Raw genomic sequence first — 18018 nt, forward strand, 5'->3', positions numbered from 1 at the left:
GCCGCGCGGATAGAGCCGCCCCCCTTGCCTTCTAGAAGGCGATCGAACGGCAAGCGGTACGGGCCGGCAATGGCAGCGACACAGCTATTTTCCGCCGGCGCGTTCCGCGCCTTTGCATCGCGAATCAAAATAGCTGTGCCTCTGCCATCCTCCGCTCTGCTTCGGCCCTCCGCTTTGCTACGGGTGCTGATCCGTTCCGCTCGCCGTCATGTGATCGCCACGAAGGCCGCGATGGGCGCGGCCGATCCGGCAAAGGACCTCACCCATGACGACCGACAACGACGACCCTCAATTCGAGCCTTTTTTTGCTGCGTCCCCGATCGATCACGTTCTCGCCGAACTTCAACTCTTCGGATATCGTCCCTTGGATGACGAGCCCGATCCACGGCTGCTCCCCGAAAGCATGGCGATCACCGGCGCCGTCGCCGATATCTTCGATGCGCTCGTCTCGACGTTGAATGACACGCGCCTGGAACCTGACCTCGAGGACTTGCTCTGGTCGACCGTCAATCTCTTCCATCGCGCAGCGGGCCGCATTGAACACGAGCTCGACGCCAACGAGCAGGCGCAGCAGAAGAGCCAACGCGAGCAGAACGGCTCGGAGGTACGATCCGTCGAGCTCGAACGACTCATCGCCCAGGGCATTACGCTCATCGAACGCCGCAACGCCATGGAGCTCTTTCGCGACCAGGCTGCCGAACGCTTCGAAGTCCACACCGGTTCGCCTTGGCGGCCGCGCTCCGGGTCAATCGTCAGCCATCGTACCCTCACCGCCGCGATGATCGACAGCCGCGATTTTCTCGCTGCCAGGCGTAGGGCCGAAACCGAGGTGTTGTTCCCACCTGGGCCAAAGGTCGCACTCACCGGTGGGCTCGAATTCAACGACGTTTCGCTCGTCTGGGATCGCCTCGACAAGGTCCACGCAAAACATCCCGATATGGTTCTCCTGCACGGCGGCTCACCGAAAGGCGCCGAATTGATCGCTGCCAAATGGGCCACCCATCGCAAGGTGCCGCAGATCGCCTTCAAGCCGGACTGGACGAAACATGCGAAGGCCGCACCATTCAAGCGTAACGACGCGATGCTCGACATCATGCCGATCGGAGTCATGCACTTTCCGGGCACAGGCATCCAGGACAACCTCGCCGACAAGGCGAAGAAGCTCGGTATCCCGGTCTGGAAGTTTGGCAAGGACGGCGCGTGAGCGCCGTCCTGGTTGACGCTGAAAGCTATGGCGCGGCACGTTGCAAGGATCGATGGCGCAGGGTTCGATGGTGCATCGAGACACCGAGCCGGTGGGCCGGTCCTCTTCGTTCCTTGTTCGCTTCGTTGGAGTTCCACTATTCACGCGGACAGTGATCCAGAAAGAGTGCTGCTCCGGTCGTTGCCGTGCCGAAAAAGCGCACGCATAGCGGGCGCCGAGTCATCCCGGCGGTATCTATCAATTATTTTCCAGCCGGCCTTTGATTTGGATCGCCTGTCTAAGCTTCCGTGTACGAAATAGCGAGATTTTCGCAGATCGACGCAAACGCCTTTTTCGCTTCGGCGTCCTCGAAGCAAAAGCTTACCCCTTTGTCACCACGCTCGATCCACCAGTCCGTCCTGTGTCCTTTCGAAACGCGGGATGCCTCCTCGCGCAACTGATCCAGTACTCTTCCGTAAGCACGCACAATCACACAGTTTTCCATCTCAGCGCTCATTGCAGGAAAGTAACGCAGGCCAAGAAACACATACCAAGCAACACATACCCAGAAGCCGCCGCTATGACAAATGTGAATCTTTGGCCGGCCGCCGCCCCAAGTTTCCTCGGACATGATGTCGAACTCTGCGCATGTTTTCCTCGCGCACTCGGCCTTTTACGTTGAGTTCCTGCACCTGCCGGTGTAGGCGAGCGAAGAACTTCTGCGACCTCTTGTGCTATTATTTTGCTCGGATGGGCAGCTTTTGGTGCGCGCTCAGGCTGGGCGATTTCAAAAAAAATGCGATGGATCCGCAAAGGTGCGATGCTGGTCGCGTTTTTCCCCGTGATGGTTTCGAATGTCTACTGGAGTTGGACGAACGATTGTATGGCCGGCCTATTTGCGCTTGCAGCCTGCGTAATCGTGGACCGTCTGTTCAAGTGCGCAATGATCCGCCGTGCCTATGCCGAGATGCGTAGGCTCTACGGCGCCGAATGGGGAAACGGATAGGCAGTGCCACCATCCGGCGAAGGCGAACAGCGACCGCGAGCTTGCCAGAGCAAGCCAGGCCAACCTGATCGCGATCTGACTCCGTCGCGTGTTCGGCAAAGCTGTCGACCGCTACCGCGAAAGCGGTTCTTTCGGATTCCGCCAGGCGAGCCGGTTGCGAACGAGGCGGCATCGCCGACGTTTGTTACCGGTGCGCCGCCGGTTCCGGTTTGTGCTCACGGCAAATCACCTCCCGCATCATCACGACCTCGCGCCCGCCAGCACCAACGTTGCGGATGACGAGCGCCAACTGATCCCAAAAGCGCGTGCTCGTCCGTTGCCGCCAGTTTTCAAGATCAGTGAGCTGTGGGCTTACGAATCGCAGCCTACGTAATGATACGGAGGTCGGCCGTCGTACTTTCTTGATCTGCGAAATGCATCGTCGTCGACATGCCATACAGACCAATCTACGATCCACACCTCTGGCGCAGTCGTGCGCTCGCAACGCGTCTCAAAGCGGATTCGCTCAGCCCCGGCAAACCCAGAGACAGGCTCCTGAAAGTCGCCGAGGAATACGACAAGCTAGCCCGGTACGCGGAACGGTGCGACGCGCACAGAACCGACCAAGATTCGGATTCGTGTCACGATTTCTGATCGTCCTTTCGCTGTCTTGACTGACTCCTCGAGCGACACGCTTCGAGCCAAGACGGATGCCTTGGGCAGATACCTTGGACGGATGCCTTGGACGGATGCTTTGGACAGATGCCTTGGCCTGATCTTTGCTAGCTGCTTTCCGATGCCAGCACTTCTCCGCCCGCGGATGTCGGGGCCTTCGGCGAAATCCTCCGCATCATGCGCGTTGCCAATCCACAACGTACGCGCCAATCGGTGCGCCGATGGTTCGGAATGCACACACTTTTGCCGATAATCGATCTCAAAAAGTCGAGAACGACCAGAGAGGCAAGCAGTATTGATTCAGGCCGAAAAAAGCGTGGTCGAGCACATGCTCGCATCATTGACAATCAGCGCGCTGCAGAGCCGGGCCGCTCCTACCAACGAACAGGTGATGCATCATTTGGAGCTTGCGTACGAAAGAGCGGGTCTGATCCCGACGCAGGCATCTACGATCCGGGTACTGGAGCGTATCTCACGTGAGATCAACAAGGCCGAGACGGTGTTGGAGTTCATCGGCCGAGGCGAGGGGCACCCACACTGAGTTGACGCGTGATCCATCACGCCTCGCTCATCACACGATCTGAGTGACGGAAGGAAGCAGGATGTCGGGTCCAGCTCGCAGTCTGACAAGCCCATCCTGTCTTTGATCTGTGCAGCGATGCCAATCATTGTGCCTTTGATACCGTTGCGAGGGAGCCTAAGGGAGCTGACCGGCATCCCTCGGCGCAAGGGCGGGGCACGATCACAGCACGATTTCGATCGGATGCTTTTTCGTGTTCGGCTCGCAGGATCACAAGTGGCGAGCAGCGCCTCGCTATCGTCGAACGGCCCTTTCGATCACCTTGTCGTGTTTGAGGCACCAGCCAAGCGGGCGCTGCAGGTGAATGCAGAGCTGGCGTCGGTCTCATGTCAATCATCGATGGGTCGAACCGTTCGGACGAGCCGCTTCGTTCCTGTCCAGCGCTCGAGCTCGCCAAAACGCTGATGTGGTGCCAGACGCATTTTGCCAGTAGCGGCACTTGCGGAGGGGGAAAGGGGTTTCGAACTCCGCAAAAGCTATCGGGCTAGAACGCGATCCGATTTGGAAGTTTGCCAAGGACCGCTCGCAAGCCCGCTTTGGTCGATTCCAACAAGAATCGGACGCAGCGGTCGAATTGTCCTCGAGACCTCAATCGCTACAAAACCTGCATCTCCATATGATGCGGAGTTTGCGCCGCGATTTGATCACGTTTTGGTTCTATACAATCAGTCGCGCCGTGGTGGTGGTGGAAGGCGCAGTCCGTACTCTCTTGAGCGGGAACCACCACCGTGCTTGCCCTTGGACTTGCCCTCAATCTCGTTGGGCTCGGCCTCTTGTTCTGGCTGATCTTTGCTCTCGCAGTCTATGCCCTCCCATTCTTTGTTGCGGTCAGCGCCGCTGCAATGGCATTGGAGCGCGGCGCCGGGATGACTGGCGCGCTCATTGTCGCCATCATCGGTGCCGCCTCGATGCTCGCCATTGGTCAATTCGCCCATTCTATGGCGCGGCCGATCATCTTGCGCGGCATGATTGGCGGAGTATTTGCCATTCCGGCAGGAATTTCTGGATACCATGTCATGCTCGCCTTATCGCAGATCGGCGTATCCTCGCCGTTCTGGCGTGAGGTCTTCGCATGCGTCGGCGCAATCTTCATCGCCGGGAAGGCCTGGACGCAGATCACTGCCTTGAGCGGGCCAGATGCGGCGTCGGGCAGGTTGACCCATTCTGCATCAACCGGCTCTCGCGTCCGCGACGCCTGAGGAATCGTCTCTGGCCGCTACATCTCGGTTGCTTTTCCTCTGTGGGCGCCGAGGCCTCATTGCAGGAGCTCTTCGGGAAAGGGCGGACTTCGTAGCGCTCAATCGGACTGTGCCGGCCTCATTCGGCCCTGTCACGGGCCAGTGGGAGGGGCTTGGTTGCGGCTTTTTACCTGGCGGCAATGTCGCCTTTTCCCGCACGCTCTTTCTTTCTCTGCGCCGAAACCTGCCGCCTTCTTGTGTTGCAAAGCGAGGTCTGCCACGTCTTGTCCCGCTTAAGTCTGTGTTCAGCGCTCGGACGCACCTCGCCTCGTTGGCTTGATCTGGCCGAAGACCGGCTGCGCCTCGATCGTCTGAGACGCAACGCCGCCGGGGAGACTTTCTTCCCCTGGGCTACGCCCATTCCTCGCGAGGCAAGAAAGTCTCCCCGCCGGCATCCTCCGCTTAACGCTCCGGCCCGCGGGAAGACGCGGGTGCGTCGCCGATCGTCTTCGGCCGTCAGATCGCCATCGAGGCCGCGGTGGTCGCGGGGCTCGAAACAAACCAAGGAGAAGTCACATGGCTACCATCGGTTCTTTCAAGAAGGTCGGCTCNGATTTCCAGGGCGAGATCGTCACGCTGAGCCTGCAGGCNAGGGGCGTCCGCATCGTCGCCGAGGCCAACCGCTCNAACGAGAACGCTCCCAGCCACCGCGTCTATGTGGGCCGNGCNGANATCGGNGCGGCNTGGTCCAAGCGNTCCGAGGAAGGCCGCGACTACCTCTCGCTCAAGCTCGATGACCCCTCGTTCAACGCGCCGATCTACGCCAACCTGTTCGACGATGAAGACGGCGAAGGCTACACCCTCCTCTGGTCGCGGCCGCGCAAGTCCGGCGAGTAAGCCCCACAACACCTACGCCCCGCCCGATCTACTCGGGCGGGGCGTTCTTTGAAGCCGACTAAAGAGATCGCTGAACGCCACCTGATGGATCCGCATTCACTTGATTACGTGAATTTCGCTTCGCGATCTTGGGGCATGCTTTGCAAAATTCTTCATCAGGCAAACAAGATTGCTGTGGCTGATGCCTACTGGCTTGCAAGCTCGCACAGGGTCACCACAGTTGGATTGCGCCGACCACATTTCAACCCGCTGATGTATTGTTGAGTAACGCCAAAGGCCTCGGCGAATTTTCTCCTGCGTGAAGCCTTTTCGCTTCCGCAGCCTTTTCGAAACTCTGGCCGTCCAAACTGTGATGTTTTCGGCGAACTTATGCGAGCAGTCCCGCTATTTCTTCTTGTGACGTGGACGAGCCGGCTTGCGACCTTTGCGCAATGTCTTGTGGGAGGTTGCTCCCTTGGGTGGTTGGACAAAGAACTCAGATAGATGAACACCAAGCGTTTTAGCGATCCGGTCGAGAAGATCGATTGTCGGGTTCTCCTCTTGCCGCTCTACGCCGCCCAGATATGAGCGGTCAATCTCCGCATCGTAAGCCAATTGCTCCTGCGGAATACCAAGATCCACGCGGATCCGGCGCACATTCCAGGCCACAAGCGCACGAGCTTTCATGCGCCAAAGCAGCCATTGGGCCGGCCATCAAACCACTGGCTATAACCGCTCTATTACGGTAAGTTCGTCAACTGAAGATAACGAACTCGCCGCGTGAGCTGACATGAAAGAGCCGGCGTTAGATCCTGATGTCGCGGACGCGGCGCCGAATGAATCGGAGCTGACGTCCTATGACCAGCAGCATCTGGTGACGTATTGGCGACTCCTCGATGCCGAGGCGGATGGCGCTGATTGGAGCGAAGTTGCCAGGATCGTGTTGCACATCGATCCGGATCGCGAGCCAGGGCGCGCTCGCAATGCATTCGACAGCCATTTGGCACGCGCAAAATGGATGGCGGACCACGGCTACCGCGACTTGCTTCGTGTTGGCGCTCCAAAATAGCAAAAATTCATCGCCTGGATTGCGCAGGGAGAAAGAACCTCTCCCGTTGATGGCGTGATCGACTATTTGCATCACGCGTGATGCACAATTTGTGGCTACCACAACAACCCCAGGATTTATAGACACTGCGCCGCAATTTCGATTTGGCGGGAGATCACAGCAGTGTCTAAATTCGACTGGCGCTCACCGGCGTCGTATCAGAGCGTCAAAGATGGCGAGACGTCGGATTTCGCCTGGGAAATCCTCCGTCGCAATCCCAAGTATCAAGCTGACTATCGGAACACGGTTTCGAAACACGGGCAGGTGACTCCTGAATTTCGGAGGAGATGGGGCCTCTGCTTTCGCTCATGACCCGCAGAGGTCCTTTCATCAGCAGGCCATCTTCTGGGCGCCGGAGGCTTTACCGGCGGTGCTACCGATCGTTCGGAGCGCTTCCGGCTCGGATATCGTTGCCGCTGCGCTTGCGCTTGCCGAACCTGCATCGGACAGGATCAGAAAGGCAGCGGATGGTTGGCATGTTGTATTGCGCATTCAGGGAGCCAAACATCATCTGTGGCTGAAACAGGCCCCGCAGTTCGGTGCCACTTATGCATTCGAACTGCCGCCTGACGCGTTTGAGATCCGTGCCCATGCCGCAAATCGGTTGTTGCGTGCGATCAACGGTCGCCCGCCAGGACCTCCGTTTCATCATCTATCGGTACAACGACGTAAGCGATTGGCGCTGGCGCTGCGCGCCCTCGATGGATGCATGGATGGCGCCTCCTATCGAGCCATCGCCGAGGTGTTGTTTGGTTCAAGACGCGTCTCCGAGCGCGCCTGGAAAACCCACGACCTGCGCAGCCGAGTTATTCGCCTGGTTAAGGCGGGTTTGGCGCTGATGCGCCGCGGCTATCGTGCCTTGCTCCGTCCTGCGTCTCGCAAAAAATCGTGAGGCGAAAATCATTGCTCAACCTGCGAGAGGAGTCCTTTAAAGCATGATCCGGACCCGAAGGGCCGCGTTAGCGCAAAGTGTGAAGCGGTTTTCCCTCGCGACAACCGCGGAACGCGTTTGCGTGGAGATCATGCGCAAACAATAACCTAAAGCGCGATGACGATTCATCCTAATCTCATCGCGCTTTAGTGCCATCGTGACCGAACCTGGGATGCAAGTCTTGGCGTGTTGCGGAGCCATCGCCGGGTGCCGCAACACGCTGCGGGTTCATTTCGCTTGCAGTAAGCAAACGTCAGCTCTGACGCCAGACTGGCTGGACTGGGTAGGTCGGCCGAGGTCAAGCCCTCGGACGCGCTGAGGTTCCCTGAAATTTAGCGAGCTCAATTGTAGAAGAGCGGCTTGTGCATTGCCTATGCGCCTGGCGCTCAGGAAATTCTGACGAGAGCAAGCGAGCAATCGTTCTGACCTGTGCCGAATACCTCGGCCATCTCTGTCTCAAATCTCGCAAGTGGTTCTCCATGATAGCTGAAGCGGTGTCTCAGATTGCCATCTGAAATGACGAGGTCTGCCCGAGCCGCATGATCTTGCCCCCGCAATGTCATCATGCTGGCACGCCTTCACGAATGGCCTCCCGGCAGCGCATCTCGATCGACCTTCGAAGCCGTGAGTTCCTCATTCAACTGCGCCGCGATCGAATTTGCCATCCGCAAATTCTCTTCCTTCTTGGTCGCGGCCAGACGTTGCGCTTGCTGAAATACCGAGGGCCCGAAAGCCAACGAGGAGTTTTCCTCAGCTTGCCGACCAATACTGTCCAGCTCGGCGCCATCAGCGGGGATGTCGAATGATCTCCCTGTCTTGCCGTCCAGAAAATCCCAGCAGGTCCGAAACAAGTGGCGATAGCCTTGGGTTGCTTCCGGACCCCTATCAACGACGCCGGCTTGCCTTGCGAACTGAAGGTCCTGCTCATAACCGAGCTCAATCAGGAGCTCCGCTCCAACCAGGTCGGTCACAACCTGCATCTCTTCGATGCTAAGGTCAGTTTGCCAAGCCTGCACTGAGCGGTCATCGACGGTTTTCTTCTCCAGGATCTTGCGATCCCCGAACGTGCTGGACCGAAGATAGTCCGTTTGCCCCATCGGCGCCGATCCCATCTCGGTCGGAGTGTAACCAAGGCCGGCAAGCACGCGCCGAATTTCCTCGTCGGGGTGCGCCACAAGCACCTCGTAATGTACCACCTGCGTCTGAGGTCGACTGCGGTACGCTGCTAGCGCGGGCAGGCCCAGAACGAGGTCGGCGAGAGAAGATGCGATTGCGGGCGTGGGCTGGCCCAACGCAATATCGGCGAGACACGATGCGATCGCGGACGGGCAACTTGCGGCCAGGAGAGGGACGCCCCACGTCGATTTCAGTGATGCGGCAATCGCGTAGGGGTTACGCATGAGAACGAGTCGCGGTGCCTCCGGATAGAGGGAATCCAAGAAGTCGAGCACCGTCCAATAGCGCGGCGTCTTGTCGATGAGGGTGCGTTTGCCTGCAGCGGCCAAATAGCGGCCATAAGCTGCATCGGCAAAAGCGCGGGTAACGATCGTTCGATCTATTCGTCCCAAGAACTCCGAGGTTGCGGTGTGAACCAGTGATGCGCCGGCTGGGTGACGGTGGTCCACTTTACCGAAGGCCTCAAGTGCCAACATGAACCAGGGCTCAGGCGGAGCCAAAATATCCGGGTGCCGCTGAAGCAAATGCGCTAGCAGCGTCGTCCCCGAGCGCGGAAGACCGAGAAGAAAGCACAGCGCAGGCGAATGGCTTACATCGTGGATCATCATTCAACATCCCATCCTTGGCCAGACCGAGCGTCCGTCCTGAACCCTTCGTCCGGTCGAAAGAAACATCGCCAGCAATGGCGATTCAGATGGGTTTCAACCATCCCCATCCTCAGATGACGTGCCGTTCGCGAGGATGACATCATGCCGCGACAACATCCGATGACATTGTGGTCGCGCTCTGGCTTCTTCGCTGCATGATCGCCCACCGCGCGCTTCAGATCGACGCAAGCACGGCACGTCCGATTAAGGCATTGCGTACATAGATTGCTGGTTGTTCAGTGTTGTTGCGCACAGATTGGATCTTCTATCGCTCCCAATCGCAGCGCCTCTCGAAGACGAGCCGATCCATGTTTCGCACGATCTGGGTGCGATGAATTCAAACCATCTAGCCAGCCACAGCACTGGACCTGCAATCGGCTGCGACCAATTCCTTGCGAGGCCAGAGATCCCGAAGCATCGCTCAGTCGCACGGAGCTAAGCGATATAGAGAGCCTCTGAATACCTATACCGTGGTTTATTGGAAATAGGCGGCTACGCGACAGAGGAAGTCCGTCGCTTCGAGCCGACACGATGCCGTTTTCCTCGCCAGCCAAAGAGTCGCAATGGGCTGGTGTTGGCCGATGCTCGCCGCAAACGTTAGAGTTCTTCTCAGAAGCCTTGGCAAAGATGATAATCGGTCCATTTCTGTGTGCCGACCTGACCCGTATTATCCGCCACTCTTAAGATCGGCAGAAATCAATAGTTTTGATCGAACACATTCAGAGCGTGGATTGACGCCGTATCGTTCAACGACCCCCCTCTGAAGGAGACACGGCAATCAGTCCTGTGCGCGTTATCCAGTCAAGCTGCCGCTCGATGCAGCTTTCGATACTGGCGCAGACGCCTTATATCGTCCGTGGCGCACCATCGCGCGCCGCGCACCTGGACCTCTGTTCATTTACCCCAGCGCCGCGAAGGTTTGAGGTTGATGCTGCGAGCCGTCGAAGGACACATCGATGCCTACCGCGCCATCGCACAATTGGTGTTCGACCTCGAACGGTTCCTCAGCGCGCCCCTAAACCCACGAACGACCCAGCTGACTATCGCTTTGCGTGACCTGTTTGGTGCTGAGGTGCGGAGATCGACGGAAAGTGCTCTGCCTGTCATCTCGCAAGGAACGGAGTAGGGGTGCCGAAAATCATCCCCACATCTTCGGCATCCCCTTAAGTGCTTCTACTCCGCCATCATGCTCCTCGGCGCGCGATCAGACGCGCGAGCCCTCCAGATGAGCACGGAGCCCCTCGAATGCCCGATCCGACCGCCGGCTTGCCGCCGCGATACTTACGAACCCCCGAAGCGGCACGCTTTCTCGGCCTGTCCGGCCGAACTTTGGAAAAGCATCGCACCTATGGCACCGGGCCGACCTATCGCAAGCTCGGTGGGCGCGTTGTTTATGCGCTTGAAGACCTAAAAGCCTGGGTGGACCGCGGAGCAAAGAAATCAACCAGCGATCCCGGCATAGGCACGGTCTTGCCTGCAAAGCGGCATCCACCCATTCCGTATGCGGGCAAGGAGCGGCGATAATCCATGTCGAACGACACATGCTCTGCTCATGGGCAACGTCACTCGGAGCGCGGTCAACTCGGATCTGTTTCGCTCATTGCGCGGCGATCTCATGCCGCGCGATGCGCCAGACCTGACGGCATATCCGCTCTTCTCGCCGGCAAAGTCGAAACGGATTGTGCCGATCGATCTCCGCGCCGGGACAAGCATGATTCGTGTGGAGGCTGTGCCGGAACATGGCATGGCGCCGATTTGGGATGCGGACGTTGTGATCTGGACCGCTTTGCAGATTGTCGAGGCTCGAGAGGCCGGCTTGAAACCATCCGGATTGATGAACCCACCTCATACGAGATCCTGACCTACGTAGATCGCGGCACCAGTGTGCGCGACAGCGAACGTCAAGGCAGCACTCGACCGGCTGCAATCAGGAACGGTCATGAACGCGATTCGCCGGACGACCGAGCTCCGCCAGTACCACTTCTCCGGATCGACAAATGGAAGGAAACGGCAGATATGCACCGCCAAGCCTGCGGAATCGAGCTGATCTTACCGGATTGGCTCTACACGGGGGTTCTCGATGATGCGCTCGTGTTGACGATCGACCGAGCCAATTTCGATTTGACTGGCGGATTTGAACGCTGGCTCTTTCGCCCGTGCGAAAATATGGCTGCCGTCAAACGTGCGGCTGCAGCTTTGATTTCGTGCACCTCCACGCCAAGTCGGGCAGCCGATCCTCGCTCAAGCACTTTACTTACGACCTGCGCCAGTTCGTCTGTCTGCAGACTTCACCCGCGTATCGGCTTGTTATTACGCGTGACACTGACGGTGTGGCGCGATCGAACTTCGCGCCACTTCAGGTCCGTCTCCTTTGCAGAAAGGCTGCGAAGGTACGGGCGCATCTCAAAGCCGGAGGAAAGCCTGTGAATTGCATCGTGCTATCACTAACCAGAATTTTCGTACCATCGGCGGCCGCACCTTCGTACTATCGGGAACGGAAATCACTGCCAAGGGTTTGCTGTGCGATCGCTTTCCAATCCCCTAACTCTACTAATCCAGAATCCCTCGGATTGCTTAGAACGGGTCAGATCCGTTCGTCTGCGATCGGCAAGGCAACCGCCGCGAAAATTCAGGAGCGGCGCCGGCCTCCAGCTCACGACAGCCACCCAGCTGCAGCCAACGTTATTACTGCCATTTGCCGAAAGATAAGCGCCTCTTGGCGCGGACCAGAGACGTCTGTGAACAAAGGAGCCGCTAGATGAGCGATGTCACAACCGTTGAACTCTTGTGGGTCGAAGGGCGGTTTGAGAACCGAATTCGGTTCGGCCGGCCCGTATCGGAAAAGATCATTGACCGCCACCGCCGCGTTCTGTCATTCGCAACCGGCAGCATTTTCGCTTTCGTGCGCTGGACGTCCAACGAGTTTGGAACCGTTCTGTCCCGCATCGACATTTTGCGCGCCGCAGCGCCGCGGCAGCGATATGCGACCGTCCCTTGGGTCAATCCCGGCGGCGAAAGTCTCATGCGATTGTCCGGATGGACAAAAGTCGAGCGCGCACTGCAATTGATCGATGCGGTGGAGGCACTTGGTATCAATCCTGCAGATGCTGCGCCAGACTACTGGCATCACGTTCACAACCGTCTCTCTGTCAACGAGAGCCCGCGAAGCTACACCCGTGCGCGCCATCAGGCTTGGCTGCGACGCCGAAGACGGGAGCTCTGATGGGACGGCTATCAATTATGCTTGCGATCTGCGGATCGGCAGCTCTGGCGCTGTGCTCGGACAGAGAGGGGCCGCCATCGTACATCTGGAACGCTTCAGACAGTGTTCCGATCGGCTTCTATCGACTGCAACCAGCGCGACAATTGACTGTCACTGAGCTCGTGGCGGTTCGGCCGCCCGAGCCACTTGCGAGCTTCCTGGACTTGAACGGTTATCTGCCGACCGGTGTTCCCATGCTCAAGCGCGTCCTGGCGCTGCCGGGACAAACTGTTTGCAGAACTGGCTTCGTCATCTCCGTCGACAACATCGAGATGGGACTGGCGCGGGAGCGCGATGCACGTGGCCGGCCGCTGCCGGTTTGGCTCGGATGCCGCCTCATAGCGTCAGATGAAGTCTTTCTCATGAACTGGCAGTCGGCGGACTCCTTTGATGGCCGCTACTTCGGGCCAATTCCAGCATCCGCCGTGATGGGACAAGCGCTCCCCGTGTGGACAAAGGGAGACTGATCTTGCTCAGGCTACCTCGTGGATATGCAGTCTCGCCGGTCGATGGATCGCCGCACCTTCGCTCCGTCCCGGCCAGATTCTTGAAGACGATCGTGTGGGGTGCATGTCTACGATGGCCTCGCACGCAGCGGCCGAACCCGCTACCCGTCACCATCGCGCGCGCAAGCGGCTGCGTTTCAATCCTTACCATGGCGGTCTGCGTCTTGGGAGCTGTGCTGGTCCTCGAATTGCACTCGAACGCTCGGGCTGAGACCGCAATCCCGGCGCTTGATTCCCATTCGCTCAGCTCCCTGGATGTCAATCCATATATCGCCTTCGTCGCCGAAGCTTCCCGCCGATTTGCGATCCCGGAGCACTGGATCCGTGCTGTCGTGCGGGTCGAGAGCAGCGGAAACGTGGGCGCCGTATCCTCTCGGGGAGCGCTGGGCCTGATGCAAATCATGCCCCAGACCTGGGTCGACCTGAGTATTCGCTACAGGCTCGGTGTCGACCCCTTTGACCCCCGCGACAACATTCTCGCAGGCACCGCCTATCTTCGCGAGATGCTCGACCGGTTTGGATGGCGAGGATTTCTCGCAGCTTACAACGCCGGTCCAGAGCGGTACGAGGCGCATCTGGCTACGGGGCGACCACTACCTCTGGAAACGCAGGTTTACGTCGCCAGGCTCGCAGGATTGATCGGCATTAAACGGGACGAGCTTGCGAGTTTGGCCGCCCGACGCACTCTTCCGTGGCGGCAGGCAGCACTATTCTTTGATCGCTCCGACGGCGCGTCGGTCAATGCCAGATCGACATCGGCTCTGCATTCAATGAACAGCCCGAAAAATCTCTCGAACCTGGGAATGCTTGCCTTCGTACCTGGCGCGACCAAGCTCTTTGTGCAGCGATCAACCGAAGCGGAGTCCCGATGATCGCAATCGCATTTCGTCGCGTGTTGTCGAAGCTTGTCGCGCGTTGGAGAGTGCTGGGGAGGGAGCAGGGAATAGCCGACCGCGGATGGCAGGATAAAAGCCGCAAGGTGCGGCCGGTCGGTCGGGTGAGAATTGTCAGTAAATTCAGATACGCTCCAAACATTGCGATGAGCCAGCACAACTTGTCATTTTCGCCACGACACTGTTTTGGCTCGGCTTTCTGCACATTGCGGGGACCAAGATGACGCGTAACGATGATTTTCGCGTCCGCCCAGGCCAAATACGTTCGACACGCTGGCCGCGGGCAAAGCCCTTCTTGGCGCAAGCGCTCCAAGCCGCGCAGAAGGCCGGCGGTCTGTCACGTCGTGCCGGCAGTCGTGGCGGCCGGTTTGGGCGTGGGCGCGCTGCGACTCTTAGCGCCAACCGGCTCCTGCAACATCGAGGCCGCGGTGCCATGGTCAAGGCGCGTGTCGTGCGGCGGATGCGCTCGCCAGGCAGCCTGCGGGCCCATATCGGTTACCTGCGGCGTGACGGCGTCACCCGTGACGGATCGCGTGGCGAACTATTCGATGCTGCCGGAGATGGCGCAGATGGCCGAGGCTTTGCCGAGCGCTGCGAGAACGATCGGCATCATTTCCGCTTCATCGTCTCGCCGGATGACGCCGGCGAATTGGGAAGTTTACGCAGCTTTACGCGCGAGTTGATGGATCAGGCCTCACGCGATCTCGGTACGCGGCTTGACTGGGTCGCCATCGACCATTGGAACACTGAGCATCCGCATATCCATATCCTTGTGCGCGGCCGCGCCGATGATGGCTCGGACCTTGTGATCAGCCGCGATTATATCAGCAAAGGCCTGCGGGCCCGCGCAAGTGATCTCGTCACGCGCGAGCTTGGTCCCCGATCGGAGCTTGAGGTTCGGCGCGGCCTTGAGGCAGAGGTTGCGGCCGAGCGCTGGACGCGGCTCGACCGCGTGCTTGCTCGGGAAGCGGGACGGACGGACGGGGTGATCGATCTGCGGCCAGAGCGCGGCGGCGGGTCCGACCCATTGCGCGAGATCCGGATTGGCCGGATGCGGACGCTCGAGCGGCTGGGGCTCGCTGAGCCCGCCGGTCCCGCGCGTTGGGTTCTCGCCCCCGATACGGAGCTGCGCTTGCGTGCGCTTGGGGAACGCGGCGATATTATCAAGCGGCTGCATAAGACACTCGCAAAGGATGGCGCATCTCGTTCGCCATCCTCCTGGGCGCTCGAAGGCGAACGTCATGGCGAACCCATCATCGGCCGCCTTATCGCCCGCGGGCTCGATGATGAGCTCAGGGGATCGGCGTTCGCCGTTGTCGACGGGATTGACGGACGTGTGCATCACCTCAGGCTCCCCGACATCGATGCGGCCGGTGACGGTCCACTTGGCGGGATCGTCGAGCTGCGTCGCTTCGAGGATACGAGGGGCCGGCAGCGGATCGCGCTTGCCGTCCGCTCAGATCTTAATCTCGACCAGCAGGTGGCTTCGGAAGGGGCGACCTGGCTCGACCGGCGCCTGGTCGCTCGTGAGCCCATCGATCTCACGCGCGGCGGATTTGGCGCCGAGGTTCGGGCCGCGCTCGATCGCCGGATCGGTGCGCTGGTGGAGCAGGGGCTTGCCCGCCGGGATGGCGACAAAGTCACATTAGGCCGCAACCTGATTGGCACTCTCCGCAAGCGTGAGCTCGATACCGTGGGCCGGCGCTTGGCCTCCGAAACAGGGCTGGCGCATGTACCCGCCGAGGCGGGAGAGTCCGTTTCCGGGGTTTACCGCCAGAGGATCTCGCTCGCCTCCGGTCGCTTTGTCATGATCGACAACGGGCTCGGCTTCCAGCTCGTGCCCTGGACCCCGTCGCTCGAGCGTGAGCTCGGCAAGCAGGTCAGCGGTATCGCCGGTCCCGGCGGGGTCGACTGGAGTTTTGGGCGCAAGCGCGACCTTTCGCTCTGACCCGCCGATCTCTTCGCCATGCTGCGCAACACCGCGACCTCGACAGGATAGCCGTTGAATGGCGCCGTCGCGGTGCGCATCAATTCTGGTCATGCCCGCAACGAAGATTCTTTGGGGTCAACTGCTCTTTGTCTCGCTGGTCGTGCTCGCTTTCCTCTGGGCGGCCACCGAATGGACGGCTTGGCGTCTGGCTTTCCAGCCGCAGCTCGGGCCTGCCTGGTTCATGATCGCGGGCTGGCCTATCTACCAACCGGCTGCCTTCTTCCTTTGGTGGTTCGAGTTCGACGCCTACGCGCCTGTCATCTTCGTCAAGGGAGCGTGCATCGCCGCAAGCGGCGGGATCGTATCGGTCGGCGTCGCCATCTTCCTTTCGGTGTGGCGGGCAAAGGAAGCTCGGCATGTGACAACATACGGGTCGTCCCGTTGGGCGGATGCGCGGGAGGTTCGCCGTGCGGGACTTCTGGGGCTAGATGGCGTCGTGCTCGGTCGTTTTGAGGGCCGTTACCTCCGGCACGATGGGCCCGAGCACGTCTTGTGCTTTGCCCCGACACGTTCCGGCAAAGGCGTCGGCCTTGTCATTCCGACACTGCTGACCTGGCCGAACTCCACGATCGTCCACGATATCAAGGGCGAGAACTTCCAGCTGACCTCCGGATGGCGTGCCCGCTTTGGGCCAGTGCTGTTATTTGACCCGACCAATCCGGCGAGCGCGGCCTACAACCCACTGCTCGAGATTCGCCGAGGCGACTGCGAGGTTCGCGACGCCCAGAACATCGCCGACATTCTCGTCGATCCTGAAGGCGCGCTCGAGCGTCGCAATCACTGGGAGAAGACCAGCCATTCCCTGCTGGTCGGGGCAATTCTCCACATCCTCTACGCGGAACCAGACAAGACGCTTGCGGGCGTTGCCAACTTCCTGTCGGACCCGTTGCGCCCGATCGAAACGACCCTGAATGCAATGTTGGCGACGCCCCATCTGGGAGAGCGTGTTCATCCGGTCGTGGCTTCGGCGGCGCGCGAACTCCTCAACAAGAGTGAAAATGAACGCTCCGGCGTCTTGTCGACCACGATGAGCTTCCTAGGGCTCTACCGGGACCCCGTGGTTGCCAAGGTCACGGGGCGGAGCGACTGGTGCATTCGCGATCTTGTCGACGGACCCCGACCGATCTCACTTTACCTTGTGGTGCCGCCGTCCGACATAGCCCGAACAAAGCCCCTCATGCGGCTCGTGCTCAACCAGATCGGACGGCGGCTAACCGAGAGCCTCGATACCGACCGACGGCGGCAGAAGCTGCTCCTGATGCTCGATGAGTTCGCGGCCCTCGGCCGGCTCGACTTCTTCGAGAGCCAGCTCGCCTTCATGGCTGGCTATGGCATCCGCAGCTTTCTGATCACCCAAAGCCTGAACCAGCTCGAGCGCGCCTATGGGGCGAACCACGCGATCCTCGACAATTGCCATATCCGCGTTGCCTTCTCGACCAACGATGAGCGCACTGCCAAACGCGTGTCTGACGCGCTCGGAACCGCCACCGAAATGCGCGCGATGAAGAACTATGCCGGGCATCGGCTCTCGCCATGGCTTGGCCACCTGATGGTCAGCCGCCAGGAAACATCACGTCCGCTGCTCACACCCGGGGAAGTGATGCAGCTCTCGCCCAGCGAGGCCATTGTGATGGTTTCCGGCGTGCACCCGGTGCGCGCGCACAAGGTGCGGTACTACGAAGATCCGCAGTTCCAAACTCGTATATTGGGCCCGTCGCGCAACGTTCCAGTCGGCTTGGTCTCGCAGCCCGACGATTGGTCGGCCCACACGCCGATTCCGCCCTCGATCGATCTGCTTACCGGGTTAAAGCGCAACGTCCGCGATGGGAATGGCGGCATTCGACGCGAGCCAGAACTGGCGCAGGAGGAGGTCGTGATCACGGCGCCGCGCGCCGACAACGAATTCGATGCCGCGCTCGATGACAGCGATGCTGATGCCGTACAAGCGACGGCGGTGAACCGCTCGATGCAAGGGCTCGCACGTTCGGTCAGCCTCGACCCGGACGATAAGATGGGTCTTTGAGGGGC

16 protein-coding genes and 1 pseudogene are annotated in these 18018 nt (G+C 59.8%); 14 read left to right on the forward strand and 3 right to left on the reverse strand.

The window, feature by feature from the left end:
* Positions 1–265 precede the first annotated feature (265 nt).
* Complete coding sequence (locus YUU_RS0108205; protein WP_027521962.1) at positions 266–1204, forward strand: DUF2493 domain-containing protein; 939 nt, start codon at positions 266–268, stop codon at positions 1202–1204.
* A gap of 277 nt (positions 1205–1481) precedes the next feature.
* On the opposite strand, the gene YUU_RS0108210 is transcribed toward YUU_RS0108205, so the two are convergent.
* Positions 1482–1814 (reverse strand): hypothetical protein, encoded by a 333-nt coding sequence (locus YUU_RS0108210; RefSeq protein ID WP_245287968.1) that lies wholly within the window; start codon positions 1812–1814, stop codon positions 1482–1484.
* Positions 1815–3138: 1324 nt separating this feature from the next.
* Here YUU_RS0108210 and YUU_RS0108225 point away from each other — a divergent pair.
* From YUU_RS0108225 to YUU_RS0108235, 3 genes are all read left to right on the forward strand, one after another.
* Positions 3139–3384 carry a hypothetical protein gene (locus tag YUU_RS0108225; RefSeq protein ID WP_027521965.1) on the forward strand — a complete coding sequence of 82 codons (246 nt, stop codon included), beginning with the start codon at positions 3139–3141 and terminating at the stop codon, positions 3382–3384.
* Positions 3385–4196: 812 nt separating this feature from the next.
* Complete coding sequence (locus YUU_RS50290; protein WP_063621675.1) at positions 4197–4622, forward strand: hypothetical protein; 426 nt, start codon at positions 4197–4199, stop codon at positions 4620–4622.
* A 555-nt stretch (positions 4623–5177) separates the two neighbouring features.
* On the forward strand, positions 5178–5498 hold the full coding sequence (locus tag YUU_RS0108235; protein ID WP_027521966.1) for a DUF736 domain-containing protein: 321 nt from the start codon (positions 5178–5180) through the stop codon (positions 5496–5498).
* A gap of 384 nt (positions 5499–5882) precedes the next feature.
* Here YUU_RS0108235 and YUU_RS56155 read toward each other — a convergent pair whose 3' ends face one another.
* Entirely contained in the window at positions 5883–6164 is a 282-nt protein-coding gene (locus tag YUU_RS56155) for a helix-turn-helix domain-containing protein (RefSeq protein ID WP_035661631.1), read from the reverse strand.
* A 103-nt stretch (positions 6165–6267) separates the two neighbouring features.
* On the opposite strand from YUU_RS56155, the gene YUU_RS56160 reads away from it, so the two are divergent.
* From YUU_RS56160 to YUU_RS0108245, 3 genes are all read left to right on the forward strand, one after another.
* Positions 6268–6546 (forward strand): DNA -binding domain-containing protein, encoded by a 279-nt coding sequence (locus YUU_RS56160; protein ID WP_084801355.1) that lies wholly within the window; start codon positions 6268–6270, stop codon positions 6544–6546.
* A gap of 162 nt (positions 6547–6708) precedes the next feature.
* On the forward strand, positions 6709–6897 hold the full coding sequence (locus YUU_RS61055) for a transcriptional regulator domain-containing protein (RefSeq protein ID WP_084801356.1): 189 nt from the start codon (positions 6709–6711) through the stop codon (positions 6895–6897).
* Positions 6898–6955: 58 nt separating this feature from the next.
* Positions 6956–7477, forward strand: coding sequence for a DUF2285 domain-containing protein (locus YUU_RS0108245; RefSeq protein ID WP_084801357.1), 522 nt, complete (start codon positions 6956–6958; stop codon positions 7475–7477).
* Positions 7478–8094: 617 nt separating this feature from the next.
* On the opposite strand, the gene YUU_RS50300 is transcribed toward YUU_RS0108245, so the two are convergent.
* A complete protein-coding gene (locus YUU_RS50300; protein WP_051389650.1) occupies positions 8095–9300 on the reverse strand; it encodes a sulfotransferase in 1206 nt (401 codons plus the stop codon).
* Between the two features lie 1284 nt (positions 9301–10584).
* On the opposite strand from YUU_RS50300, the gene YUU_RS0108260 reads away from it, so the two are divergent.
* The 7 genes and pseudogenes from YUU_RS0108260 (at position 10585) to YUU_RS0108290 (ending at position 18013) form a co-directional block, all read left to right on the forward strand.
* Positions 10585–10863 carry an AlpA family transcriptional regulator gene (locus tag YUU_RS0108260; protein ID WP_027521970.1) on the forward strand — a complete coding sequence of 93 codons (279 nt, stop codon included), beginning with the start codon at positions 10585–10587 and terminating at the stop codon, positions 10861–10863.
* Positions 10864–10954: 91 nt separating this feature from the next.
* Positions 10955–11766, forward strand: a pseudogene (locus YUU_RS50305) (replication initiator protein A).
* Positions 11767–12097: 331 nt separating this feature from the next.
* On the forward strand, positions 12098–12562 hold the full coding sequence (locus tag YUU_RS0108270; RefSeq protein WP_027521972.1) for a DUF2840 domain-containing protein: 465 nt from the start codon (positions 12098–12100) through the stop codon (positions 12560–12562).
* Positions 12562–13068, forward strand: coding sequence for a S26 family signal peptidase (locus YUU_RS0108275; RefSeq protein ID WP_035661635.1), 507 nt, complete (start codon positions 12562–12564; stop codon positions 13066–13068). Before YUU_RS0108270 ends, YUU_RS0108275 begins: the two co-directional genes overlap by 1 nt.
* 188 nt (positions 13069–13256) lie before the next feature.
* The gene (locus YUU_RS56170; RefSeq protein ID WP_084801358.1) at positions 13257–13979 is read left to right on the forward strand and encodes a lytic transglycosylase domain-containing protein; all 723 of its coding nucleotides are present in this window, start codon (positions 13257–13259) and stop codon (positions 13977–13979) included.
* A gap of 241 nt (positions 13980–14220) precedes the next feature.
* The gene (locus YUU_RS0108285; RefSeq protein ID WP_027521974.1) at positions 14221–15948 is read left to right on the forward strand and encodes a DUF3363 domain-containing protein; all 1728 of its coding nucleotides are present in this window, start codon (positions 14221–14223) and stop codon (positions 15946–15948) included.
* Between the two features lie 91 nt (positions 15949–16039).
* Positions 16040–18013, forward strand: a complete 1974-nt coding sequence (locus YUU_RS0108290) for a conjugal transfer protein TraG (RefSeq protein ID WP_027521975.1) — start codon at positions 16040–16042, stop codon at positions 18011–18013.
* Positions 18014–18018 lie beyond the last annotated feature (5 nt).

The sequence above is a fragment of the Bradyrhizobium sp. Ec3.3 genome, from assembly GCF_000472925.1.
In the GTDB taxonomy this organism is placed as follows: Bacteria; Pseudomonadota; Alphaproteobacteria; order Rhizobiales; family Xanthobacteraceae; genus Bradyrhizobium.